Consider the following 24,444-nt stretch of genomic DNA (forward strand, 5'->3'; position numbering starts at 1 on the left):
ATGGTCCGCTCGCTTCGGATCAGTCGCGGGGAACGAGGTCCAGGCACACCGAGTTGATGCAATAACGCAGGCCTGTCGGCGGCGGACCATCAGGGAAAACATGCCCCAGGTGCGCGTCGCATTTGGCGCAGACCACTTCGGTGCGGATCATGCCGTGGCTGACATCACGGATCTCGGTCATGGCGCTGTCGCCGATCGGCGCGTAGAAACTCGGCCAGCCGCAGCCGGAATCGAATTTGGTCCTGGAGTCGAACAGCGGTTCGCTACAGCAGATGCAGTGGTAGACACCGTCGGTTTTGGTGGCGTTGTATTTACCGGAAAACGGACGTTCGGTGCCTTTGAGGCGGCACACATTGTACTGCTCTGGATCGAGCATCGCCTTCCATTCTTCCAGGGTTTTTTCCAACTTTTCCATCATCACACCTCAGCGGCTGAAAAAGCCCGATCTGTACCTTTTCCACGGATCGGGCGGCACGTATGATTGCGCCTCGTCAAACGCCAGTCTGGCAGCCAGACCACGCGCATTCAAACGGAAATATGGGTGCTGCATCTCAAGGCGCCGGGCCTGTGTGAATACGCAGGATTCCCAGCACGGCTGTCCAAACGCCGTCTGGATCGTTCATTTTCGGGAACACATCGCCATGCAGGTCAGCAAATCGAACAAGCTCGCCAACGTCTGCTACGACATTCGCGGCCCGGTGCTCAAGCACGCCAAGCGCCTGGAAGAGGAAGGCCATCGCATCCTCAAGCTGAACATCGGCAACCCGGCGCCTTTTGGTTTCGAAGCGCCGGATGAGATCCTCCAGGACGTGATCCGCAACCTGCCGACCGCCCAGGGTTATAGCGACTCCAAGGGCCTGTTCAGTGCGCGCAAGGCCGTGATGCAGTATTACCAGCAAAAGCAGGTAGAAGGCGTCGGCATTGAAGACATCTACCTGGGCAACGGTGTTTCCGAACTGATCGTGATGTCGATGCAGGCCCTGCTCAACAATGGCGACGAAGTCCTGGTGCCTGCGCCAGACTACCCGCTATGGACCGCCGCCGTGAGCCTGTCCGGCGGCAATCCGGTGCATTACCTGTGCGACGAGCAAGCCAACTGGTGGCCGGACCTGGCCGACATCAAGGCCAAGATCACCCCGAACACCAAGGCCCTGGTGATCATCAACCCGAACAACCCGACTGGCGCCGTGTATTCGAAGGAAGTGCTGCTGGGCATGCTGGAACTGGCCCGCCAGCACAACCTGGTGGTGTTCTCCGACGAGATCTACGACAAGATCCTCTACGACGATGCCGTGCACATCTGCACCGCCTCCCTGGCGCCGGATCTGCTGTGCCTGACCTTCAACGGTCTGTCCAAGTCCTATCGCGTGGCCGGTTTCCGTTCCGGCTGGATCGCCATTTCCGGTCCGAAACACCACGCCCAGAGCTACATCGAAGGCATCGACATGCTGGCGAACATGCGCCTGTGCGCCAACGTACCGAGCCAGCATGCGATCCAGACCGCCCTGGGTGGCTACCAGAGCATCAATGACCTGGTGCTGCCGCAAGGTCGCCTGCTCGAACAGCGCAACCGCACCTGGGAACTGCTCAACGACATTCCGGGCGTGAGCTGCGTCAAGCCGATGGGCGCGCTATACGCTTTCCCGCGCATCGATCCGAAAGTCTGCCCGATCCACAACGACGAGAAATTCGTCCTCGACCTGCTGCTCTCCGAAAAGCTGCTGGTGGTTCAAGGCACTGCATTCAACTGGCCATGGCCAGACCACTTCCGCGTCGTGACCCTGCCACGTGTCGATGACCTGGAGATGGCCATCGGACGCATCGGCGGCTTCCTCAAGTCCTACCGCCAGTAAGCGAGCCGTCACCGTGCGACACGTCTGACCGTCGCACGGTGATTTGCATCCGGCAACATTTGTTTGCATTGCGTCACACGCAGTCGTCTTGCCCGCTGCCGGACAACGCCGTGCCTGCTCGCGCCTAACAAAGGCGGGGCCTTCGACATGAATTAACTGACAAACACTTCCTGCACTCGCGTCGGAAACGCCCTGCAAGCAGCTAGACTATTGCCGTAGGACACAGTTTGAAATAGTCACCCGGTTGAATACCCCGGTGCAGCACCTTATATACCCCGCAGTACGCTACATCTTTAGCATGAGGAGATTTCTACAACCATGATGCGCATCCTGCTGTTCTTGGCCACTAACCTGGCGGTCGTGCTGATTGCCAGCATCACCCTGAGCCTTTTCGGCTTCAACGGGTTCATGGCGGCCAATGGGGTTGACCTCAACCTCAATCAGCTGCTGATTTTCTGTGCGGTCTTTGGTTTCGCCGGTTCACTGTTCTCGCTGTTCATCTCCAAGTGGATGGCGAAGATGAGCACCAGCACCCAGATCATCACCCAGCCACGCACCCGTCACGAGCAATGGCTGCTGCAAACCGTCGAGCAACTGTCCCGCGAAGCCGGGATCAAGATGCCCGAAGTCGGTATTTTCCCCGCCTACGAGGCGAACGCCTTCGCCACCGGCTGGAACAAGAACGACGCACTGGTCGCCGTAAGCCAGGGCTTGCTCGAGCGCTTTTCACCCGATGAAGTGAAAGCCGTCCTGGCCCACGAAATCGGCCACGTGGCCAATGGCGACATGGTTACCCTGGCACTGATCCAGGGCGTGGTGAACACCTTCGTGATGTTCTTCGCCCGGATCATCGGCAATTTCGTCGACAAGGTGATCTTCAAGAACGAAGAAGGCCAGGGCATTGCCTACTACGTGGCGACCATCTTCGCCGAACTGGTTCTGGGCATCCTGGCCAGCGCCATCGTCATGTGGTTCTCGCGCAAGCGCGAATTCCGTGCCGACGAAGCCGGTGCAAACCTGGCCGGCACCGCCGCGATGATTGGCGCCCTGCAACGCCTGCGGGCGGAACAAGGCCTGCCGGTGCATATGCCCGACACCCTGAACGCCTTCGGCATCAATGGTGGCATCAAGCAAGGGTTCGCCCGCATGTTCATGAGCCACCCGCCACTGGAAGAGCGTATCGACGCCCTGGCTCGTCGCCGCGGCTAAGAGGTTCCACCGCAAATGAAAAGGCCCGCAGCGATGCGGGCCTTTTTTTTGTCTGTTCAAAATCTTCAGTGCTTTTCAGGGCCCTTTCGCGGGCAAGCCCGCTCCCACGCCACAGATCATTGTGGGAGCGGGCTTGCCCGCGAAGAGGCCTGGACTAACAACTAATTACTGACTGGAAACCCGATACACCCGCTCCTCAAGTCGCGTTACACCCGCCTCCAGGAACTTCCCGCTCTCACTCAGTACATCCTGATCCTCCAGCACCTTCAGCGACCATGACCCGCCCAACAATCGCTGCACCTCATCATCGAGCACGGCAAACGGCGGTCCGTCCATCTGTACCTGGTCATAGTCGAGCGTAATCAACAACCCGCGACACTCTTTCGGCAGAATCCGATTCAGGTGCGCGGCATATTGCTCACGCATCTTCGGCGGCAACGCAATCAACGCGGCGCGATCATAGAGCGCGGAGCAATCAGCCGTGTCACCGGCCGTCAGCTCAAAGAAATTGCCGCACCAAAGCTCAATGGAGCCTGCCCGATAGACCTTGAACGGCCCCTGCTCACTGACGGCCGGATCAAAGCCATGCTCGCTGAAAAACTCCTCGATGGCTTTTTCCGACAATTCGACTCCCAGGACCTCATGGCCTTGATGGGCGAGCCAAAGCAAATCCAGGCTTTTTCCACATAACGGCACCAACACGCGTGCCCCCTCTTCAAGGCTTAACGCTGGCCAGAACCGTTTCAGATGAGGGTTCACCTGCGGCAGGTGAAAGCCGATCTGATTCGCCGCCCATTTCTTGTGCCAAAACTCCGGCTGCATAAATAACCCCGAAAATTCGATCAAAACACCCTAAAACTTATATTAGATTTAGATTAATGATCTGACTGAAGATGTTGCATCTTAACTCTCAGGAGCTCATTCATGTTCCCCAGCCTGTACATATCCCACGGCTCCCCCATGCTCGCCCTGGAACCCGGTGCCAGCGGACCGGCACTCGCCCGCCTGGCCGCCGAGATCCCCAGGCCCACAGCCATCGTGATTGTGTCTGCACATTGGGAAAGCAATGAGCTGCTGGTCAGCGGCAATCCGCAGCCTGAAACCTGGCATGACTTCGGTGGTTTTCCCAAAGCCCTGTTCGAAGTCCAGTACCCGGCACCCGGCGACCCACGACTCGCCGCAGAGGTTACCGAGCTACTGAAAACCGCCGGCTTTCCTGCGCGAATCGACAGCAATCGACCTTTTGATCATGGCGTCTGGGTGCCTTTATCGCTGATGTACCCGCAAGCAGACATCCCGATTGTCCAGGTTTCGCTGCCCACCCGCTCCGGCCCTGCTCTGCAGACCCGCGTTGGCCATGCGCTGGCCAGCCTGCGCGAGCACGGCGTCCTGCTGATCGGCTCCGGCAGCATCACTCACAACCTGCGGGAGCTGGACTGGCACGCCGGCCCCGAGAGCGTTGAGCCCTGGGCACTGGCGTTTCGCGACTGGATGATCGAGAAGCTCGAAGCGAACGACGAAGCCGCATTGCATGACTATCGCTCGCAGGCACCGCATGCCGTGCGCAACCACCCCAGCGACGAACACCTGTTGCCGCTGTACTTCGCCCGCGCCGCCGGCGGGCCGTTCAGCATTGCCCACCAGGGGTTCACCATGGGTGCACTGGGCATGGATATCTATCGCTTCGGCTGACGGCCAGACCGAGTCGCGGCCTTCGCGAGCAAGTCGAATGAACCACCGCCACTCTCCAGCCAGGCCTGAACAACAGGCAAAAAAAATCCCCGAACCAGTCGGGGATTTTTCATGTTCGATCAATCAGCCCGAGAGCGGATCAATCTTCGCGGTAGCGACGCAGCTTCAACTGCTTGCCGGCAACGCGAGTGTCCTTCAGCTTGGTCAGCAACTTCTCCAGACCATCTTCCGGCAGCTCGACGAGGCTGAAGCTATCACGCACCTGGATGCGACCGATCGCTTCACGCGCCAGGCCACCTTCGTTGAGGATGGCACCCAGCAGGTTCTTGGCAGCGATACCGTCACGCGCGCCCAGCGCGGTACGGCAACGTGCACGGCCTTCGCCCAGTGGCATCGGAGCGCGACGCTCGCGGTCGCCACGCTCAGGACGATCACCGGAACGCTCTGGACGATCGCCACGCGGTGCATTGTTCGGCACCAGTGGACGCTCTTTCTCGATAGCGGCCAGGTTCAGCGCTTGACCGTTGGTTGCCTTGCGCAGCAGGGCTGCGGCCAGGGCACGCGGGCTGCAACCGATGTCGGCGGTCAGGCGATCGAGCAAATCACCGTGGGTCGATTCGGCCTCGGCCACCAGCGGCGACAGGCTGTTGGTCAGTTTCTTGATGCGCGCATCCAGAACGGCTTGAGCGTCCGGCAGGCGAACTTCAGCAACCTTCTGACCGGTTACACGCTCGATCACTTGCAGCATGCGGCGCTCACGCGGAGTCACCAGCAGCAGTGCACGACCTTCGCGACCGGCACGGCCGGTACGGCCGATACGGTGAACGTAGGACTCCGGATCGTACGGCATGTCAACGTTGAACACGTGAGTGATGCGCGGAACGTCCAGGCCACGAGCAGCAACGTCGGTCGCCACAACGATGTCCAGGCGGCCATCCTTGAGGGAGTCGATCACGCGCTCACGCTGGTTCTGGGCGATGTCACCGTTCAGCGCAGCGGCTTTGTAGCCTTTGGCTTCCAGGGCACTGGCCAGGTCCAGGGTCGCTTGCTTGGTGCGCACGAACATGATCAGGGCGTCGAAATCTTCCACTTCCAGCAAGCTGAGAACGGCCGAAGTCTTCTGGTCAGCATGAACCAGCAGGTGAGCCTGCTCGATCGCGGTAACGGTCTGGGTCTTGCTCTGAATCTTGACGTGCTTCGGATCACGCAGGTGGCGTTCGGCGATGGCACGGATCGACTGAGGCAGGGTTGCCGAGAACAGTACGGTCTGACGGGTTTCCGGCATGGCCTTGAAGATGACTTCCAGGTCGTCCATGAAGCCCAGCTTGAGCATTTCGTCGGCTTCGTCGAGAACCAGGTGGTTCACGGTCGCCAGTACTTTTTCGTCGCGACGCAGGTGGTCGCACAGACGGCCCGGAGTGGCGACAACGATTTGTGCGCCATTACGGATTGCTTTCAGTTGTGGGCCCATCGGCGCGCCGCCGTAGACAGCCACAACAGTCACGCCCGGCATTTGCTTGGCGTAGGTTTCGAAAGCGGTTGCAACTTGTAGCGCCAACTCACGAGTTGGGGCCAGGATCAGAGCTTGCGGCTCGCGCTTGGACGGATCAATGCGGTGCAGAATTGGCAGGGCAAAGGCAGCGGTTTTACCGGTACCGGTTTGCGCCTGACCAATCATATCGTGACCGGCGAGAATGATCGGGATCGACTGCTGCTGAATGGCCGAAGGCTCTTCATAGCCGGTAGCGACTACTGCAGCGACAATATTTGGATGAAGTTCAAGAGCGGCGAAGCCGCCGATTTCCTGGGTCATGGGTCTGCCTCTAAGTGCATCCGCAAAGACCCATGCTCCAAAGCTGCACATGCCGTGTTGAGACTCAAGAGTCGCCCTGGCAGCTTTGTCGGCGGGGATTTGCGAAAACGAATGAATGAAAAGAATCGTCAAGGAAGAGTCCGCTGGGCGGACGTGCAGCCGAAGCTGGCTTCGGGGAATTGCGCTACCTAAACGCGGCCCGGTTAAAGGCCGGCGCGCACTATACCGGAATTCGTCAAAAAAGGGAGCTTTTTTTATCGGAAATCCGCCGGATACACCGTTGTGTAACAGGCTTTGCGAATAATCGGTCAGCCGTCTATTTTTCAAAGGCCCGGCCTTGCGGGTGATGGCGCTAAAACGGTTCACCCTTTACCGTGCAGACCGCAGGTCCCCGCACGCCTTTCCCACCCCCGAGGACCGCTCCATGAATCAGCCCTGCTCCAGTCGAGTCAGCCGCGAACAGTGCGGCCATGTGTTCCTGATCGGTCTGGATCGGGTGGCCAAGCGCAACGCCTTCGATCTCGATCTGCTCAACGCGCTGAGCCTGGCCTATGGCGAATTCGAGGCCGACAGCGAGGCGCGCGTAGCGGTGGTGTTTGCTCATGGCGAGCACTTTACCGCCGGGCTCGATCTGGTCAATGCCAGCGTCACACTGGCAGATGGCTGGCAGGTTCCACCCGGCGGCTGTGATCCGTGGGCGGTGTTCGCCGGTCCCAGGGTCAGCAAACCGGTGATTGTCGCCGCCCAGGGTTATTGCCTGACCATCGGCATCGAGCTGATGCTGGCCGCCGACATCAACCTGTGCGCCAGCAACACCCGGTTCGCGCAGATGGAAGTTCAGCGCGGGATCTTCCCGTTCGGCGGTGCCACCCTGCGCCTGCATCAGGTGGCCGGCTGGGGCAATGCCATGCGCTGGCTGTTGACCGGGGATGAATTCGACGCCCGTGACGCCTTGCACCTGGGCCTGGTGCAGGAGGTCATGGCCAGCGAGGACTTGCTGCCCCGGGCGATTGAACTGGCCGAGCGGATCGCCCGCCAGGCGCCGCTCGGCGTTCAAGCGACACTGATGTCTGCGCGACAGGCCCGCTATGAAGGGGAAACCGCAGCGGCACAGGCGTTGCCCGCACTGGTGAAGAAGTTGATGGCGAGTGAGGACGTCAAGGAAGGTGTGCGGTCGATGGTGGAGCGGCGGCCTGGGGTCTTCAAAGGGCTTTGATTTTTACATTGGCTTTGATGGCCCTTTCGCGGGCAAGCCCGCTCCCACAGAGTCCGGTGAGTTCCAAAGATCCACTGTGGGAGCGGGCTTGCCCGCGAAGGGGCCCGTCCAGACAATTAATTAATCAGGTCGCCGGGCGAATCGCCTTGATCAACGACTGCAACGAATACCCCAGACGCGGCGCCAGCGCTTCGGCGCGGTTGATCAGGCCGTCCATGTCCAGCGCCTGATCCAGCTCCGAAGGCACGATCAGGATCACGTTGCCCTCCTTCACCGGCAGTTCCCAATAGTGGCGGTGATACAAACCGCGCAACAAGGCGGCGCCCAGGGGTTTGCCATCGTCGGTAGCCCACTGATTGATGACCAGCCAGCCACCCGGATTCAATCGCTTCTGGCAGTTTTCCAGAAAGCTCCAGGCCAGGTGCCCGACACCGGGGCCGACATCGGTATAAAGGTCGACGAAAATCAGGTCCGCCGATTCGGCGGTATCCAGCAATTCCAGAGCATCGCCAACGCGGATGTACAGGCGCGGATCGTCATCCAGCCCCAGATATTCAATAGCCAGGCGCGGCACGTCCGGGCGCAGCTCGATGGCTTCGACATCTTCCAGCGGCAGGAACTTGAGGCAGGCCTGGGTCAACGTACCGGCGCCGAGACCGAGAAACAGTGCGCTTTCGGGTAGTTCATGGCACAGCGCGCCGATCAGCATCGCCCGGGTATAGTCGTACTCGAGCCAGCTCGGATCGGCGGTGAACACGCAGCTTTGCTCGATGGCATCACCGAATTCTAGAAAACGGTAATCGGCCACTTCCAGCACACGAATCACACCGAACTCGTCCTGTACCTCGGCGAGCAGATGCTCGACGCGTTCCTCAGTCATTTCATCTCCTGACCGTCACCGGGGCCGGCAACGCAATAACACCGCGTGTAGAGAGCGGCAAAGGCGAGATTGTCAGCGATGCGACGGGAACAGGTCACGCACTAATTTGCTGATAACATGGACGTCCGAGCGAAAACACTAGAGACCGTGATGAGCCAACCCTGGAGCCCTGACAGCTGGCGCGCCCTGCCGATCCAGCAACAACCCCGATACCCCGACGCCGCGCATTTGCAGCAGGTCGAGCAGACCCTGGCCAGCTATCCGCCACTGGTGTTTGCCGGTGAAGCCCGTGAGTTGCGCCGTCAGTTTGCCGAGGTGACCCAGGGCCGCGCGTTTCTGTTGCAGGGTGGCGACTGCGCCGAAAGCTTCGCCGAATTCTCCGCGGCAAAAATCCGCGACACCTTCAAGGTGTTGCTGCAGATGGCCATCGTGATGACTTTTGCCGCCGGCTGCCCGGTGGTCAAGGTCGGGCGCATGGCCGGGCAGTTCGCCAAGCCGCGCTCGGCCAACGACGAAACCATTGATGGCGTGACGCTGCCCGCCTACCGTGGCGACATCGTCAATGGCATCGGTTTCGACGAAAAAAGCCGCGTGCCGGACCCCGAGCGCCTGTTGCAGTCCTATCACCAGTCCACCGCCACCCTGAACCTGCTGCGCGCGTTCGCCCAGGGCGGTTTTGCCGATCTGCATCAGGTGCACAAGTGGAACCTGGACTTCATCGCCAACTCGGCGCTGGCGGAAAAATACAGCCACCTGGCCGATCGCATCGATGAAACCCTGGCGTTCATGCGCGCCTGCGGCATGGACAGTTCGCCGCAGCTGCGCGAAACCAGTTTCTTCACCGCCCACGAGGCGCTGCTGCTGAACTACGAAGAAGCTTTCGTGCGTCGCGACAGCCTGACCAACGATTACTACGATTGCTCGGCGCACATGCTGTGGATCGGCGACCGCACCCGCCAACTCGACGGCGCCCACGTCGAATTCCTGCGCGGGGTGAACAACCCGATCGGGGTCAAGGTCGGCCCGAGCATGAACCCCGACGACCTGATTCGCCTGATCGACGTGCTCAACCCGGACAACGATCCGGGCCGCCTGAACCTGATCGCACGGATGGGCGCGAACAAGGTCGGCGATCACTTGCCGCAACTGATCCGTGCCGTCCAGCGTGAAGGCAAGCAGGTGCTGTGGAGTTCCGACCCAATGCACGGCAACACCATCAAGGCCAGCAGCGGCTACAAGACCCGCGACTTCGCGCAGATCCTTGGCGAGGTGAAGCAGTTCTTCCAGGTGCACGAAGCCGAAGGCAGTTATGCCGGCGGTATCCATATCGAAATGACCGGGCAGAACGTTACCGAGTGCATCGGTGGTGCGCGGCCCATTACCGAGGACGGTTTGTCGGATCGCTACCACACCCATTGCGACCCGCGGATGAATGCCGATCAGTCGCTGGAACTGGCGTTTTTGATTGCTGAAACACTGAAGCAGGTTCGGCGATAGTTATTGGCTGCCTGACAAGACGCCTTCGCGAGCAAGCCCGCTCCCACACTTGATTTGTGAACAACACAGAACCAATGTGGGAGCGGGCTTGCTCGCGAAGGGGCCAGTTCAGTCACCCTCAATCTGTGTCAATGCCACCCGCAACCGCGCCGCACTCGCCCGCAGGCAGTTCAACTGAACCTGCGCCAGCCCCAGCCAATCCGCCATCTGCCGCAGATTGACCGCCAACGCCAGCATCCCCTCCTCATCCAGCCCCGTTTCCTCTTCATGCACCGCATGCACAGCCAAACGACCCGCCGCCCGCTCGGCACGCAGATCGATCCGTGCGGCAATCCGTTCGTTGTGCAGAAACGGCAGCACGTAATAGCCGTAAACGCGCTTGTCCTGCGGAGTGTAGATTTCCAGCCGATAACGGAAATCAAACAGCCGCTCCGTACGGCTGCGCTCCCAGATCAGCGAATCGAACGGCGAAAGCAAGGCACTGGCCGCGACTTTGCGCGGTACCTTCGGCTCGGGCAGACAATAGGCCGCTTGTCGCCAGCCCTGGACATCGCAGGTCAGCAATTCACCGGCCTCGACCAACTCGGCCAAACGTGGACGACTGTCCGCAGGGTTCAGGCGGAAATAGTCACGCAAGTCCTTCTCCGTACCGACACCCAAGGCCTTTGCCGCATGCCGTAACAGGCCGCGCTGGGCGTCAGCTTCATCAAGGACGGGCTGCGCAAGCACCGCCGAGGGAATCACCCGCTCGGGCAAATCGTAGAGCCTTTCAAACCCGCGCCGTCCGGCAACGGTCACTTCACCGGCAGCGAACAACCATTCCAGCGCATGCTTTTCCGCACTCCAGTCCCACCAGGGCCCGGCACGCTCCTGACGGGTCGACAGGCTTCCGGCACCCAGCGCGCCCTGCTGCTCGACCGATGCCAGCACGCGACGAATCGTGTCTTGCTGCTCACGCCCAAAACGCGCCAATTGCTGATAGATGTCTTCGCCACGGCTCGCTCGCTGCATGCGCCAACGCATCAGCGGGTATAGGGAAAGCGGTAACAACGAGGCTTCATGGCCCCAATATTCAAAGAGTGTTCGTCGCCGGCCCTGGCTCCAGGCAGCCTGGTCGAGCAAGTCGGAGGAGTAATGGCCAAGGCGGGAAAACAGCGGAAGGTAGTGCGAACGCACCACTGCATTGACCGAATCGATCTGCAAAATGCCCAGCCGTTCGATCAGTCGGTTGAGCGCAACAGCCTTGATCGCCGCTGGCGACTGCCGCCCGTTGAACCCTTGGGCGGCCAGCGCCAGACGCCGAGCCTGTTTGAGGGTAAAGGACAATGTTGCGGGCATGGGCATCTCCTTGTCTGCTCGCAACCTACCTCACCGGTAAGGGGTTTGTGTAGCGTGGGATTCATCATTTATTGATCGGATCATTTATGCATCGGGTCGCTCCAGAACGGCTTGATCGACTCGTTCTCCACATCCGCACGACTCATGCCGATGTCCTTGAGTGCTTCGTCGCTCAAGCTCGCCAGCAATTCGCGCTCGCGATGCAGTTCGTACCAGCGGCCGACCTTGTGCAGCAGATCGGATATCAGGTGAATGGAGTGTTTTTCCGCACCGTGGAACTCATGTTGACCTTTCATCTTGTTGCCCTCCGTTTGGATGGCTCCAGTCTCGCGCCGGGTCTAAGATCAATCCAACGAATGTTTCTGATGTCACATATCTCGGAGATTGATGAATGTCGGCCTACCCGAGTATCGATACCGAAGTGCTGCGCACCTTCGTCGCCATCGCCGACCAGGGCGGCTTTACCCGCGCCGGCGAAATGGTCAACCGCACCCAGTCAGCCGTCAGCATGCAGATGAAACGACTGGAAGAAGATGTGCTGCAGCGTCAGTTGTTCCAGCGCGACGGACGGCAGGTGCGACTGACGGCCGAAGGCCAGGTGCTGCTGGGCTATGCGCGGCGGATCCTCAAGCTGCACAGCGAGGTCTTCAATACCCTGCGTGAACCCGACATGGTCGGCATGGTGCGCATCGGTACGCCGGACGATTATGTGATGCGATTTCTCCCGGGGATTCTGCGCCGGTTTGCCCAGTCCTATCCGCTGATCCAGATCGAAGTGCACTGCGAATCATCGAAACAGCTGCTGATGCGCCAGGACCTGGACCTTTCCATCGTGACCCGCGAGCCGGGCAGCGAAATCGGCCAGTTGTTGCGCAAGGAACGTTTTGTCTGGGCCGAGGCGCAATGCTACAGCGCCCACGAACAGACGCCGCTGCCGCTGGCGATGTTCAACAGCGATTGCTTCTGCCGCCAGTGGGCCTGCAATGCCCTGGATGCCCGGGGGCGCGACTACCGGGTGGCGTACAACAGCGACAGCCTGTCGGCGATCATGGCCGTGGTCAGCGCCGGCCTGGCAGTGACCGCACAGCTTGAAAGCCTGATCACCGCGGACATGCGAATTCTGGGTGAAGCCGAGGATCTGCCGTTGCTGCCCGAGGCCAGCATCATGCTCGTGCGCAACCTGCATAACCCGTCACCGATCACCGAGTGCCTGGCCGACCACATCATTGATGGCTTCAAACTTTGAAGACGAGCATCACCGCACAGAACACCAGGAACCCGCAAAACAGCCCGCGCAGCAACCGCTCCGGCAAGGCGTGGGCAACCTTCACGCCCCAACTGATGCTCATCAGCCCCCCGACAGCCAAGGGTAAGCCGATTCCCCAGTTGACCTGATGGTGGACGGCATAAGTCACCAGCGTCACCCCCGTGCTCGGCAAGGCCAGCGCCAACGACAGCCCCTGCGCAACCACCTGACTGGTGCCGAACAGACTGGTCAGCACCGGCGTCGCCACCACCGCGCCACCCACGCCGAACAACCCGCCCATCGTGCCGGATGCAGCACCAAGCACGCCCAGCCAGGGCCAGGAGTAGTTCATCTGTGACGCCGCCGTGGTGCGTGCGGCGAACATGCGAACGAGGTTGTACGCCGACAGTGCGATCAGAAACGCGACAAAGCCTATGCGCATCGTTCGCGCATCGATGCCCACCGCCCAGATCGACCCGAGCCAGGCGAAGCAGAACCCCATGAGGGCCAACGGCAGCGCGTGTTGCCGCTCGATCCGGTTGCGCTGATGGTAGCGCCACAGCGCCAGCATCACGTTCGGCACGACCATCACCAATGCCGTGCCTTGGGCAATCTGCTGATCGAGCCCGAACAGCACGCCCAACAGCGGAATGGCAATCAGGCCACCGCCGATGCCGAACAAACCGCCGAACGTGCCCAGGGCGGCACCGAACATCAGGTACATCAGAAACTCACTCACGGCCGATTTCTCCTCACATCACGCCATTGATCCTACGCAGTTGCTTATGGCACGGAAACGCACAGCGACGCACAATGGCTGTGCCAAATTCGCACAAGCGCAGACTTGCCATGAACCCCAACCAACTGACCGACCAACTGGCTTTATTCCTCGACGTTCTGGAAACCGGCAGTTTTTCCGCCACCTCGCGCCGTCATCCAATGACCCCTTCGGCCGTGGCACGGCGTATCGACAGCCTGGAAAACGCGGTCGGCAGTCAGCTGTTCATCCGCAGCACGCATGCGGTGCGCGCTACCCCGGCAGGATTGGCCTTCGCCGAGCGAGCACGGCGGATCGTCGCCGAGTTGCGCCTGGCCCGGGCCGAGGCCGTGTCCTTGAGCAGCGCGCCGGAAGGCCTGATTCGTATCGATGCGCCAGCAGCCTTTGGGCGCCGGCACCTGGCACCGGTGATTGCCGATTTCCTCATGCTCTATCCGGGACTCGATGTGCAACTGCACCTGATCGACAGTTTTGTCGACATGCAGGGCCAGAACCTCGGCAAGGTCGATCTGGTGCTGCGCGCCGGGCAATTGGCCGACACCCGGCTGGTGGCCACGCCACTGGCGAGCATGGTGCGCATTGCCTGTGCCAGTCCTGACTATTTGCGCCGACGCGGCGTGCCGACCGATCCGTCGCAGCTGATTGAACACGACGGAGTCGATTGGGATGGCCTCGCTCCGCCCTTCGCCTGGCGTTTCGAACGGGACGGGCAAATGCAGTTGCATCGGCCGGCGCGGGTGCGCATGAGCGCCAACAATGCCGAGGCGCTGGTATGCGGCGCATTGGCCGGATTGGGTATCGCGCACCTGCCGACCTGGCTGGCCAGCGAGTACCTGTTGCGGGGTGAGTTGCTGCCGCTGTTCTGCGACAGCGACCTGCCAAAACCGGAAAACGCCGGCATCTATGCCTTGCGCCTGGAACAACAACCCAACTCCCGAAGCCGCTTGTTGCTGGAGTACCTGAAAACCCGCTTCAGCCCGGTGCCGCCCTGGGATCTGCTATTGCAAACCCATTTGCAACGGCACTGATCAAAATTATCTGGCGCATTAAAGATTCGCCCGCTAGATTCCAAGGATCACAGATCAAGGCTTCGACATGAGCACCGAGCGCAACACCCCGGACAACTGCGACAACCTGCTGCTGGATAACCAGGCCTGCTTCGCCCTGCACTCCACTTCGCTGATGATGACCAAGGTCTACAAGCCCTTGCTGCAAGCGCTGGGCCTGACCTACCCGCAATACCTGGCGATGATGGTGTTGTGGGAAAAGGACGGTTTGACGGTAGGCGAAATCAGCACGCGATTGCTGACCGACCCCGGATCCTTGACGCCGCTGCTCAAGCGCCTGGAGGCCGAAGGCCTGCTCAGCCGAACCCGCAGCCGCGAAGATGAACGCGTGGTGATCGTCGAGCTCACCGAACAGGGCCGGGCGTTGCGCGACAAGGCGCGTGATATTCCCCAATGCATCCTCGGCGCCAGCGGGATGACACTGGAGCGCCTGCAAAACCTGCAAGCGGAGCTGCAAGCGCTGCGTCGCCACCTGCAAGACAGCCTGTAATTTCAAGACCACCACAAATCCCCTGTGGGAGCGGGCTTGCTCGCGAAGGCGGTGTGTCAGTCGACGTAAATTTCGAATGACACACCGCTTTCGCGAGCAAGCCCGCTCCCACAATTGCTTTGTGCGATGCCATGGCACCCGATTCCCCGCCATAAAAAGTCGCCTTTAAAACCTACACCCGCTCTAACTCAATAGTTTCAGCCAACCCCATTAAACCGTTCGTCGGTCCTGGCAAATTTATTCCATTTTTTATCTTGCGCACTAAACATCAGCGCGATACATTTATTTCGCACTTACTTAGCGCACAAACATTTAGCGCAAACAAATAAAACCCTGAACGAGGCTTTCACCATGCAAACTCTCTACACCGCAATCGCAACTTCCACCGGTGGCCGTGACGGTCGTGCGGTGTCCAGCGACAACATCCTCGACGTCAAACTCGCCACGCCGAAAGAACTCGGCGGTGCCGGCGGTGCAGCCACCAACCCCGAGCAACTGTTCGCCGCCGGCTACTCCGCCTGCTTCATCGGCGCCCTGAAATTCGTCGCCAGCCAGACCAAGCGCAGCATCCCGAGCGACGCTTCGATCACCGCCCATGTCGGCATCGGCCAGATCCCTGGCGGTTTCGGCCTGGACATTGACCTGCACATCAGCCTGCCGGGTCTTGAACAAGCCGATGCGCAGGCACTGGTCGACGCCGCCCACCAGGTCTGCCCGTACTCCAATGCCACCCGTGGCAACGTCGATGTGCGCCTGCACGTAACCGTCTAAACGCTGACTACCCAGGCCCGAACAGGAAACGAACATGAACACTTTCAGCAAAGTCTTGACCGGAACCCTTCTCGCTCTGTCGATCAACGGTGCGTTCGCAAGTGACGGGGTTGAACACAATACCCAGGCGTTCCTCGATGTGCTGAATGCCGGTACCGGCAAGCCGCTTGAACAACTCAGCCCAAAAGACGCCCGCGCCGTGCTGACGGGCGCGCAGGCCGGGGTGAAACTGACTCTGCCAAAAGCCGATGTCAGCCAGAAGACCATTCAAGTCGACGGCCAACCGCTGAACCTGACCATCGTCCGGCCGGCCGGGGTCAAGGGTGAGCTGCCCGTGTTCATGTTCTTCCACGGCGGCGGCTGGGTACTGGGGGACTTCCCGACCCACGAGCGGCTGGTGCGTGACCTGGTGACGGGTTCGGGGCAGCGGCCGTGTTCGTGAACTACACGCCGTCGCCGGAAGCCCATTACCCAGTGGCGATCAACCAGGCTTACGCCGCGACAAAATGGGTGGCCGAGCACGGTAAGGAGATCAACGTCGATGGCAAGCGCCTGGCGGTAGCCGGCAACAGTGTCGGCGGCAACATGGCGGCCGTGGTTGCGCTGATGGCCAAGGACAAGGGAACACCGGAGATCAAGTTCCAGGTATTGCTGTGGCCGGTGACGGATGCCAACTTCGAAACCGCGTCCTACAACCAGTTTGCCGAAGGGTACTTCCTCAGCAAAAATGCGATGAAGTGGTTCTGGGACAACTACACCACCGACGCCAACCAGCGTAACGAGATCTACGCCTCACCTCTACGCGCCACCACTGCCCAGTTGAAAGGGTTGCCGCCAGCCTTGGTACAGACCGCCGGTGCCGACGTGTTGCGCGACGAAGGCGAAGCCTACGCCCGCAAACTCGATGAAGCCGGAGTGCCGGTGACCTCGGTGCGCTACAACGGCATGATTCACGACTACGGTCTGCTCAACGTGGTGAGCCAGGTGCCAGCGGTGCGTTCGGCGATGTTGCAGGCGTCTGAAGAGCTCAAGCAACACCTGAAATAAAAATTGTGGGAGCGAGCTTGCTCGCGATAGCGGACTGTCAGGCAACACCTTTGTTGAATGGTCGGACGCCATCGTCGGAGCGCCGCCCGGAGCAAGCTCGCTCCCACAGTTTTTTTGGTTGAACCCGAAATCGCAGGCACAAAAAAGCCCGACTCAATGGTCGGGCTTTTTCATTCCTCAAGCAGTGCTTATTTGGCACGGCCTTTGTAGGAACCGCCTTCGCGGGTATCGATCTCGATCATGTCGCCGATTTCGATGAAGTCAGCAACCGACAGCTCGGTACCGTTCTTCAGTTTGGCAGGCTTCATCACCTTGCCGGAAGTGTCGCCGCGAGCGGAACCTTCGGTGTAGTCAACCTGACGCACGATGGTGGTCGGCAGCTCTACGGAAACCAGACGGCCTTCGAAGAACACGGCTTCGCAAACGTCGGTCATGCCTTCTTCCACGAATGGCAGAACGCTTTCGATGTCTTCGGCGTTCAGCTCGTACATGGTGTAGTCGGTGGTGTCCATGAACGTGTAGGAGTCGCCGCTGATGAAGGACAGGGTCGCTTCCTTGCGGTCGAGGATCACGTCGTCCAGCTTGTCGTCCGCACCGTATACGGTTTCGGTCTTGTAGCCGGTCAGCAGGTTCTTCAGCTTGGTCTTCATGATCGCGCTGTTACGACCGGACTTGGTGAATTCAGCTTTCTGAACCAGCCAAGGATCGTTGTCGATACGGATCACGGTACCGGGTTTGAGTTCTTTACCAGTTTTCATTGCGAATATCCGAATTTGGATGGGATTTACAAAAATCTAGGCCGCGTATCATATCCAATTTCCATAAAACTGTACCAGCGCCGTGGCAAGATCGGCCTGCAAGGCCTGTTCCAGACACCACGCCTCGGCGTGTTTTTCCAGCTCTGGCCAGTGTTTACGGGTGGATTGCCAGTGGTCGGGCATTTTTTCACCGGCGTTCCAGGCCCGCCAGAGACCGCTGATCGCCTCCCGCGCAGGGTCCGATAGCCCCTTCACATAGAGTTCGAGGAAGGCTTCGAGCTTGTCCAGATGGATATCTTCTTCCTGCCGGTAGATGTGCCAGAGAAATGGGCGGCCCGCCCATTGAGCCCGTACAAAGGAATCTTCGCCACGCACGGCATTGAAATCGCAGCACCACAGCAACCCGTCGTATTGGTCCTGGCGGACGAATGGCAGCACCTGCACGGTCAAGGCGCCACGCACATGCACGGCACCGGCCGCCAAGCCCTGCACACCGAGCCAACGCTCGACGTCGCCAAGAATCCGCCCTTCCGGCACCAGCAGATGAGTGGCCGTCGAATCGCCAGCCATCGCATCGAGCCAACTGGCCAGCCCGGAGTTTTCGTAGGCAAACAATGAGATCAACTGAGCGCCGGGCGCAGGATCAATCCCTAAACCGTGCAGGAATTCTCTTTGAGCTTGCGGGTCCTGCTGAAATTGCCGACGACGCTCAAGCAACCCGCGCTCACGCAACAATCCGCCAGTGCCCTTCTGGAAACCCGGGAAGAAAAAGAACTTCTGTACGTGCTTGTACTTCACCGAGGGCAAACCGTGACAGCCGATCACCCAGTCCTCGGCACTCAGGTAGTCGAGGTTCATCCACAGCGGAGTCTTTTCCCGTTCGACCATGGCATCCATATAGGCGCTCGGCAATTGGCAGGCGAATGCAGCAATCACCACATCGGCGGCTTCGGTCCGTTGCCACTCGGCTGGCCATTGGCGCACTTCGACGCCTTGCTGCCATTGCTGCACAGCGTGGATGTCGATTTGCGGACACAGGCGCTCGAACGCTCGCAGATCATCGACCCATAGACGCACCGCCAGTGCATGTTCGGCCACCAGTTGCCGGGCCAGTCGCCAGGTCACGCCGATGTCGCCGAAGTTGTCGACCACGGTGCAAAAAATATCCCAGCGGGTTTTCAGTTCAGGCATTCCAGGCTCCCGTTGGCAAAGGCGCCGATTGTCCGCATAAATTACCCCGTGCAGAAGGGCCGACGACGATTATTCTTCATGCGACAATCGCCACTCGCCAGTGACCTTTCGCCAGGAAGCAACCATGCCCCACCGCCCCGCTCCGCGCCGATCCTTCCCGATCAGCCTCAATGCCCTGCAACTGACCGGCAGCATCGCCCTCGGCATGTGGCTGGGATTCATCGCCATTGTGCTGACCTGCTGGCTCGCTTCACGCCTGCTTTTCAGCGAACAATTGGCACCTGTAGCAGCAGCTGTGGAGCAATTGGCCAAGCCACCGGTGGTGACTCAACCGGTGCCGGACATCCCGCCACAAAGCCCGCTGTTCGAGCAATATGAAGAAAACCTGCGCAAGAGCGAGCAGGCACAACGGCTCGATCAGGCACGCGGCAGCACTCGCAACCTGGCCAACCCGAACTGTCAGTTCTGGCTGCAACAGGACCGGACTGCACCCAGCGAGAAAAGTCGCGCCAACGTCCTGCAATTCTGCGATTGATCATGAATAAGCACACCGTCCACCAACTGATTCTCGACAAGCTGCAGATCGATCTCGACATCGCCGAACGGGCGGCGCAAACCGCCTACGAAACGGCGACTCATGAAGAAAACATCGCCGAGAACAAATACGACACCCTGGGGCTCGAGGCATCCTATCTCGCGGCCGGGCAAGCCAGGAGGGTCGAGGAAATCCGCCAGTCACTGAGCCTCTGCCAGAACCTGGCCCTGCGTCCGTATGACGAACAGCGGGGCATCGAAGTAGGTGCGCTGCTCGGGCTGGAAGACGAAAAAGGGCGCGAACAATGGCTGTTCCTCGCCCCTGATGCAGCCGGCTTGAAAGTCGACCTGGTGGGGCAACTGATCACCGTCATCACCCCGCGCTCACCGCTGGGCAAAAGCCTGCTGGGCAAGTTCGAGGGTGACGAGGTGGAAATTACGGTGGCGGGCGCCCGGCAACAGTTCGCTGTCACCGAGGTCGTTTAAACGGGCTTAATGGACTGGCAGTTCGACACCTTCGAACAGCTCTTCCAGTTCCTGTTTGTTGTGGCATTGAATGGCCTTGGCCATGACTTCGCGGGTCAGGTGCGGCGCGAACTTCTCGATGAAGTCGCACATGAAGCCACGCAGGAAGGTGCCGCGACGGAAGCCGATCTTGGTGATGCTGGACTCGAACAGTTCGCTGGCATCGAGTACGACCAGGTCGCTGTCGAGTTTGCTGTCGACGGCCATTTTCGCCACGATGCCCACGCCCAACCCCAGGCGGACATAGGTCTTGATCACGTCGGCGTCGGCGGCGGTGAACACCACTTTCGGCGTCAGGCCTCGATGGCTGAACGCTTCGTCGAGTTTCGAACGGCCGGTAAAACCGAACACGTAAGTGACGATCGGGTATTCGGCCAGCGCTTCGAGGGTCAGTTTCGACAGTTTGGTCAGCGGGTGGCCCTGCGGCACGACCACGCAGCGGTTCCAGCGATAGCACGGCATCATCACCAGATCACCGAACAGTTCGAGCGCTTCGGTGGCAATGGCGAAATCCACGGTGCCGTCAGCGGCCATTTCGGCGATTTGCATCGGCGATCCCTGGTGCATATGCAGAGCAACGTCCGGGTATTGCTTGATGAAATTGCTGATCACTGGTGGCAACGCATAACGCGCCTGGGTGTGAGTGGTGGCAATCGACAGGGTGCCTTTCTTCTCGTTGGAGAATTCCTGGGCGATCTGCTTGATGCTTTCAACCTTGCGCAGGATCTCGCCGGCGGTGGTGATGATGCGCTCACCGGCCGGGGTGACCCGGGTCAAGTGCTTGCCGCTGCGGGCAAAGACTTCGACGCCCAGTTCATCTTCCAGCAGGCGGATCTGTTTGCTGATGCCCGGTTGAGAGGTGTAGAGGCTTTGGGCTGTAGCGGAAACGTTGAGGTCGTGGTGCGCCACTTCCCAGATGTAGCGCAATTGTTGAAGCTTCATATGAATCCCTCAAAGCAGGTAGACGCCACGGGCATCAGCGACGATATATAACTATATTAATGGTTCGAAGAATAAATCTAGAACTTTTTTATCAGATTGCCATTATTCGTGTCCTAGCGGTCCCCTTGACGACGACGTTGCACCAGCGGCACCAGATAGACCGGCACCTTGGACAGTTGCAACACACGGGCGGCGGTCCGGCCCAAAGGCGTTTCCGCACCCGCACCGTGGCTGTGACTTCCTACGATCAACAAATCCACGGAGAGTTTCTGCGCCTGGTCCAGAATCACCTGCGAGGGGTCGCCCTGCAGCACCCTGACTGCCTGAATCCGTTCCAGGTCGTGCTCCCCTTCGTCCCCCAGTTCCTCACGAAAACTGTCGAGCACCCGCTGCTCGATACTGGCAATCACTGTATTCAGGCCCTGGCTGTGAAATTCGTTCAGCGCTTGTTCATCGAGATAACTTTGCAGCACCGATTCGGCAAACAACCCCATGGGCTCAACCGCATGCACGACGTACAAATTGGCATTGAAGGTCCGGGCCAGCTCCAGGGCATGCTGCATCACCACGGGCGCGTACAGGCCAAGGTCAGTGGCGTACAGCATCGAACGAATCATATGACCTCCTCGACTGCCAACATGGCGGACATTTGATTCAGCTTAGCAGTGCCTTGGCGACTACGACGTCCGGCGCAACACATTGAACGGCGGGCTTAAACCTTTTGCTCGTTGCTTATGCCGTGGGGCACATGACCGGTGGCGACGACTTCACGGGCCAATTCGCAGTGGCCGGCCTGATCATCGAAAAACACGTCGGCCGCGAAGGCTTCGAGAAAGGCGGACTTGGTCAGGCCGCCAAGGAACAGCGATTCGTCGAGACGGATGTCCCACTCGCGCAACGTGCGAATCACCCGCTCATGGGCGGGCGCCGATCGCGCCGTGACCAGCGCGGTACGAATCGGACAGGCGTCCTCCGGGAACTCACGCTGCAGCAGGTTCAGGGCCGCGAGAAAGCCCTTGAACGGCCCACCACGCAACGGCTCGCGAGCGGCCTCACGCTCACTGGCCTGGAACGCCTCCAGACCACCGGCCTGATAAATGCGCTCCGACTCATCGGAAAACAGCACCGCGTCTCCGTCGAAGGCAATGCGCAGCTCGTCGCTGGCCGCACGGCTGGCACCGCCGGACAGGATGGTCGCCGCGGCAAATCCGGCGTCCAGGGCATTGCGTACGTCTTCGGCGTGGGTCGAGAGAAACAGATCGCAGCCAAAGGCCTTGAGGTAGGGATACGGACTGCGCCCGCCGACGAATGCCGCACGGGAAATCGCCAGTCCGTAATGGTCGATCGAATTGAATACCCGCAGCCCGGTGTCGGCGCTATTGCGCGACACCAGAATCACCTCGACCCGGGCGCGGCCCAGGCTATTGTTGAGGTTCAAGAGTTTCTGCACCAACGGAAAAGCATCGCCGGGCTGAAGGATTTCGTCTTCGTGTTCGATCTGATACTGCCGGTAGGCTTCGACGCCGCTCGACAGATAGACTTTGTGGCTTTCGCTCAAATCAAACAGTGCCCGCGAAGAAATCGCCAGCACCAGCTTGTCGTCAATTGCCTTTGGCATGCCTTTCCCCCTCAGGTCGGTCGACTCAGGTGTTGCGTCGATCAATGAAACTCAAGCTGCGATACAAAGCCTCGATGCGTGGCATTTCACATCCCGCGGCCCTGGCGGCCGCCAGTGGTCGGGCGTAGATCGCCGCCAGTTCCAGCGGCCGCTTGTGCAGGAAATCGTGGTACATGCTCGGCCAGTAGTCGGGCATTTTTTCGGTCACCATGAACAGGTGCTCGGCATACCCTGGCGGTACGTCGTGCCCGCAGGCAATTGCGCCTTGCACCACTTCAGCCATCAGCGCCTTGATCAGTTCGCGACTGTCGGCATCGGCCATCAACGGTGTGGTACTCGCCCCGAGCAAAACCGAGAGACCGTTGTAAGGGATATTCCAGACCAGTTTTTGCCAGCGCGCCTGATGCAAATTCGCCATGGCCTGGGAATCGAGGCCTGCGCTGCGGAACAGGCCGACACCCTCCTCGACTATCGCCGTGCGTGTCGGCCCATCGGCAGGACCGCTGTGATAACCCACGTGCACCGCACCCAGCGCCTGATGGGTGATGACGCCAGGCGCCTCGCGATGGACGCAGATGTAGCAGAGTCCGCCGAGCACATGCAGCGAATCGGGGAGCAACTCGCGCAGGCTGTCTTCGACGTCCAGGCCATTTTGCAACAGCAGCACTTTGGCATCCGGTGCCGCCGCCTGCAGGATGGCCGGTGCCAGATCTGCGTTGCTGGTGGTTTTCGCGCCCACCAGCAGCCAATCGCAGGGCGGCATGTCTTCAGCCTTTGAGTAAGCCTGCACCGGGTTCAGTTTCAGCGCACCGTGGGGCGCGCTATCGACTTGCAAACCGTGCTCGGCCACGGCGGAAAACTCGCTGCGCAGCAGAAAATGCACATCAAAACCGGCACGCGCCAGCATCACCCCGTAGAACCCACCGATTGCGCCGGTCCCGATAATGCCGATTGTCGGCCTGGCAACTGTCCCCATCATGGCAACTCCTCTGCTGTTCGACTCAACGCCTGGCGCACGGCTCGATTGAGTTCTGTGTCGGTCAGGCGCGATTTCAATGTTCCGAAGAATTCGCCGTCGCGAACGACAAACAGCGCCGGCAAATGAAAGACCTGATAACGCTCGACCAGCCCGCCGTTATTGCCGGCATCGATCCAGCACAGTCGATCGACGGCCAGATCGAGTGTCGGTAATTGTTCGCGGGCAAAACGGCAGCTGGCGCAGCCGACACTGGTGAAAATGACCAGCGAAACACCGCTCATCGCCAGTAGCCGTTGGTCGGCGTCAAAATCGGTCAGTTCCAATTCGACCACTATACTGGGGAGAACAATGTCAGATGGCCGACACATGGAGTCTGTGTTCATGGGACGATTCATTCCTCACCCTGACGATGTGCCTGTCGAATTAACCTTGCTCAAACCTGAGTGTATTTCGCGACGGCAGCTGCACACTATCAGCCTCGGGGGCATGGCTTGCAATTATCACCGCGCGTGGCGCTACGGCACGGCACTGGAAGTACGCATGCCGACCGTGAACCCGGACATGCGCTATCTGGGTTATGTCGCCTGGTGCCTGCGGCGCAAACGCGGTTATCTGGTGGGCATCGCCTTCGTTGACGAACAAACGCTGTTCAGCGCCCGAATGGGTGAGCAGGTGTGCCAGATCGAACGCTACTGCCGCCTGCATGAGTCCCACGAAGACTTGCAGGATGTTCAGGCCCTGGCGCTCGAATGGGTCCAGGAGCATGCCGACGAGTTCTCCCACGAATCGGTGCGCAAGGCTTTTGCGCAGCCGGTGCCGGAATAGGGGCGTACTTGATCGGTTTGGCCCTCACGGCAGGGAAACTGACTGCGAAAGCCCACCAAACCGGCGTCTGCCCATTGTCGAGCCACGGTGTAACGCGCTAAGGTTCGGCTCCCCGACGCGCTTAATTTGCTGTGCTCCGCCGCGCGGGTTCGCTGGCGGCCGGCACCCGTGACCT

Annotated in this window: 26 protein-coding genes and 1 pseudogene; 13 read left to right on the forward strand and 14 right to left on the reverse strand. The window is 60.0% G+C overall.

Annotated elements, in window-relative coordinates; all coding sequences use genetic code 11:
- Nucleotides 1-19 precede the first annotated feature (19 nt).
- Complete coding sequence (gene msrB / locus PMI26_RS18425; protein ID WP_007973511.1) at nt 20-415, reverse strand: peptide-methionine (R)-S-oxide reductase MsrB; 396 nt, start codon at nt 413-415, stop codon at nt 20-22.
- 226 nt (nt 416-641) lie between these two features.
- On the opposite strand from msrB, the gene PMI26_RS18420 reads away from it, so the two are divergent.
- The gene (locus PMI26_RS18420; RefSeq protein WP_007973513.1) at nt 642-1,853 is read left to right on the forward strand and encodes a pyridoxal phosphate-dependent aminotransferase; all 1,212 of its coding nucleotides are present in this window, start codon (nt 642-644) and stop codon (nt 1,851-1,853) included.
- Nucleotides 1,854-2,171: 318 nt separating this feature from the next.
- Nucleotides 2,172-3,062, forward strand: coding sequence for a protease HtpX (gene htpX, locus PMI26_RS18415; RefSeq protein WP_007973520.1), 891 nt, complete (start codon nt 2,172-2,174; stop codon nt 3,060-3,062).
- Between the two features lie 165 nt (nt 3,063-3,227).
- On the opposite strand, the gene PMI26_RS18410 is transcribed toward htpX, so the two are convergent.
- Nucleotides 3,228-3,884 carry a thiopurine S-methyltransferase gene (locus PMI26_RS18410; protein WP_033047730.1) on the reverse strand — a complete coding sequence of 219 codons (657 nt, stop codon included), beginning with the start codon at nt 3,882-3,884 and terminating at the stop codon, nt 3,228-3,230.
- 102 nt (nt 3,885-3,986) lie between these two features.
- Here PMI26_RS18410 and PMI26_RS18405 point away from each other — a divergent pair, with 102 nt between their 5' ends.
- Entirely contained in the window at nt 3,987-4,754 is a 768-nt protein-coding gene (locus PMI26_RS18405; protein ID WP_007973524.1) for a DODA-type extradiol aromatic ring-opening family dioxygenase, read from the forward strand.
- 139 nt (nt 4,755-4,893) lie between these two features.
- Here PMI26_RS18405 and PMI26_RS18400 read toward each other — a convergent pair whose 3' ends face one another.
- Entirely contained in the window at nt 4,894-6,567 is a 1,674-nt protein-coding gene (locus PMI26_RS18400; protein ID WP_007973525.1) for a DEAD/DEAH box helicase, read from the reverse strand.
- A 424-nt stretch (nt 6,568-6,991) separates the two neighbouring features.
- Between PMI26_RS18400 and PMI26_RS18395 the strand changes: the two genes are divergently transcribed.
- Entirely contained in the window at nt 6,992-7,783 is a 792-nt protein-coding gene (locus tag PMI26_RS18395) for a crotonase/enoyl-CoA hydratase family protein (protein ID WP_007973528.1), read from the forward strand.
- A gap of 124 nt (nt 7,784-7,907) precedes the next feature.
- On the opposite strand, the gene PMI26_RS18390 is transcribed toward PMI26_RS18395, so the two are convergent.
- Entirely contained in the window at nt 7,908-8,663 is a 756-nt protein-coding gene (locus PMI26_RS18390) for a spermidine synthase (RefSeq protein WP_007973529.1), read from the reverse strand.
- A gap of 150 nt (nt 8,664-8,813) precedes the next feature.
- Here PMI26_RS18390 and PMI26_RS18385 point away from each other — a divergent pair, with 150 nt between their 5' ends.
- A complete protein-coding gene (locus tag PMI26_RS18385; RefSeq protein WP_007973530.1) occupies nt 8,814-10,160 on the forward strand; it encodes a class II 3-deoxy-7-phosphoheptulonate synthase in 1,347 nt (448 codons plus the stop codon).
- A gap of 108 nt (nt 10,161-10,268) precedes the next feature.
- Here PMI26_RS18385 and PMI26_RS18380 read toward each other — a convergent pair whose 3' ends face one another.
- Both PMI26_RS18380 and PMI26_RS18375 read right to left on the reverse strand, forming a co-directional pair.
- The gene (locus PMI26_RS18380) at nt 10,269-11,498 is read right to left on the reverse strand and encodes a winged helix-turn-helix domain-containing protein (RefSeq protein WP_007973531.1); all 1,230 of its coding nucleotides are present in this window, start codon (nt 11,496-11,498) and stop codon (nt 10,269-10,271) included.
- A gap of 80 nt (nt 11,499-11,578) precedes the next feature.
- Nucleotides 11,579-11,794: a DUF1127 domain-containing protein gene (locus tag PMI26_RS18375; protein WP_007973532.1), complete on the reverse strand. Its 216-nt coding sequence runs from the start codon at nt 11,792-11,794 to the stop codon at nt 11,579-11,581.
- Nucleotides 11,795-11,889: 95 nt separating this feature from the next.
- Here PMI26_RS18375 and PMI26_RS18370 point away from each other — a divergent pair, with 95 nt between their 5' ends.
- Complete coding sequence (locus PMI26_RS18370) at nt 11,890-12,744, forward strand: LysR substrate-binding domain-containing protein (protein ID WP_007973533.1); 855 nt, start codon at nt 11,890-11,892, stop codon at nt 12,742-12,744.
- Here PMI26_RS18370 and PMI26_RS18365 read toward each other — a convergent pair.
- On the reverse strand, nt 12,734-13,468 hold the full coding sequence (locus PMI26_RS18365; protein WP_033047732.1) for a sulfite exporter TauE/SafE family protein: 735 nt from the start codon (nt 13,466-13,468) through the stop codon (nt 12,734-12,736). The genes PMI26_RS18370 and PMI26_RS18365 overlap by 11 nt on opposite strands.
- 125 nt (nt 13,469-13,593) lie before the next feature.
- Here PMI26_RS18365 and PMI26_RS18360 point away from each other — a divergent pair, with 125 nt between their 5' ends.
- The 4 genes and pseudogenes from PMI26_RS18360 to PMI26_RS0129535 all read left to right on the forward strand — a co-directional run bounded on the left by PMI26_RS18360 (nt 13,594) and on the right by PMI26_RS0129535 (nt 16,897).
- Nucleotides 13,594-14,550 carry a LysR family transcriptional regulator gene (locus PMI26_RS18360; protein WP_007973535.1) on the forward strand — a complete coding sequence of 319 codons (957 nt, stop codon included), beginning with the start codon at nt 13,594-13,596 and terminating at the stop codon, nt 14,548-14,550.
- Between the two features lie 67 nt (nt 14,551-14,617).
- Nucleotides 14,618-15,079 carry a MarR family winged helix-turn-helix transcriptional regulator gene (locus PMI26_RS18355; RefSeq protein WP_007973537.1) on the forward strand — a complete coding sequence of 154 codons (462 nt, stop codon included), beginning with the start codon at nt 14,618-14,620 and terminating at the stop codon, nt 15,077-15,079.
- A gap of 351 nt (nt 15,080-15,430) precedes the next feature.
- A complete protein-coding gene (locus tag PMI26_RS18350; RefSeq protein ID WP_007973539.1) occupies nt 15,431-15,850 on the forward strand; it encodes an organic hydroperoxide resistance protein in 420 nt (139 codons plus the stop codon).
- A gap of 34 nt (nt 15,851-15,884) precedes the next feature.
- Nucleotides 15,885-16,897 (forward strand): annotated as a pseudogene (locus tag PMI26_RS0129535) (alpha/beta hydrolase).
- A gap of 188 nt (nt 16,898-17,085) precedes the next feature.
- Here the strand turns inward: PMI26_RS0129535 and PMI26_RS18345 are convergent.
- Together PMI26_RS18345 and earP are read right to left on the reverse strand one after the other, a co-directional pair.
- Nucleotides 17,086-17,655, reverse strand: a complete 570-nt coding sequence (locus PMI26_RS18345; protein ID WP_007955690.1) for an elongation factor P — start codon at nt 17,653-17,655, stop codon at nt 17,086-17,088.
- A gap of 48 nt (nt 17,656-17,703) precedes the next feature.
- A complete protein-coding gene (earP, locus tag PMI26_RS18340; RefSeq protein ID WP_007973543.1) occupies nt 17,704-18,846 on the reverse strand; it encodes an elongation factor P maturation arginine rhamnosyltransferase EarP in 1,143 nt (380 codons plus the stop codon).
- Between the two features lie 124 nt (nt 18,847-18,970).
- Here earP and PMI26_RS18335 point away from each other — a divergent pair, with 124 nt between their 5' ends.
- Together PMI26_RS18335 and PMI26_RS18330 are read left to right on the forward strand one after the other, a co-directional pair.
- Nucleotides 18,971-19,381, forward strand: coding sequence for a hypothetical protein (locus PMI26_RS18335; protein WP_007973545.1), 411 nt, complete (start codon nt 18,971-18,973; stop codon nt 19,379-19,381).
- A gap of 2 nt (nt 19,382-19,383) precedes the next feature.
- Nucleotides 19,384-19,866 (forward strand): GreA/GreB family elongation factor, encoded by a 483-nt coding sequence (locus PMI26_RS18330; protein ID WP_007973548.1) that lies wholly within the window; start codon nt 19,384-19,386, stop codon nt 19,864-19,866.
- 6 nt (nt 19,867-19,872) lie between these two features.
- Here the strand turns inward: PMI26_RS18330 and cysB are convergent, their stop codons facing one another.
- From cysB to PMI26_RS18305, 5 genes are all read right to left on the reverse strand, one after another.
- The gene (gene cysB / locus PMI26_RS18325) at nt 19,873-20,847 is read right to left on the reverse strand and encodes an HTH-type transcriptional regulator CysB (RefSeq protein WP_007973550.1); all 975 of its coding nucleotides are present in this window, start codon (nt 20,845-20,847) and stop codon (nt 19,873-19,875) included.
- Between the two features lie 113 nt (nt 20,848-20,960).
- On the reverse strand, nt 20,961-21,464 hold the full coding sequence (locus PMI26_RS18320; RefSeq protein ID WP_007973551.1) for a universal stress protein: 504 nt from the start codon (nt 21,462-21,464) through the stop codon (nt 20,961-20,963).
- 95 nt (nt 21,465-21,559) lie between these two features.
- The gene (locus PMI26_RS18315) at nt 21,560-22,465 is read right to left on the reverse strand and encodes a 5'-nucleotidase (protein WP_007973554.1); all 906 of its coding nucleotides are present in this window, start codon (nt 22,463-22,465) and stop codon (nt 21,560-21,562) included.
- A 25-nt stretch (nt 22,466-22,490) separates the two neighbouring features.
- Complete coding sequence (locus tag PMI26_RS18310; RefSeq protein WP_007973556.1) at nt 22,491-23,444, reverse strand: putative 2-dehydropantoate 2-reductase; 954 nt, start codon at nt 23,442-23,444, stop codon at nt 22,491-22,493.
- Nucleotides 23,441-23,827, reverse strand: coding sequence for a thioredoxin family protein (locus PMI26_RS18305; RefSeq protein ID WP_033047734.1), 387 nt, complete (start codon nt 23,825-23,827; stop codon nt 23,441-23,443). Before PMI26_RS18305 ends, PMI26_RS18310 begins: the two co-directional genes overlap by 4 nt.
- Between PMI26_RS18305 and PMI26_RS30545 the strand changes: the two genes are divergently transcribed.
- The gene (locus PMI26_RS30545; RefSeq protein ID WP_007973560.1) at nt 23,826-24,269 is read left to right on the forward strand and encodes a PilZ domain-containing protein; all 444 of its coding nucleotides are present in this window, start codon (nt 23,826-23,828) and stop codon (nt 24,267-24,269) included. The two genes, PMI26_RS18305 and PMI26_RS30545, sit on opposite strands and share 2 nt — an antisense overlap.
- The last annotated feature ends 175 nt before the right edge of the window (nt 24,270-24,444 follow it).

This window comes from Pseudomonas sp. GM33 (assembly GCF_000282295.1).
Taxonomy (GTDB): Bacteria; Pseudomonadota; Gammaproteobacteria; order Pseudomonadales; family Pseudomonadaceae; genus Aquipseudomonas; species Aquipseudomonas laurylsulfatiphila.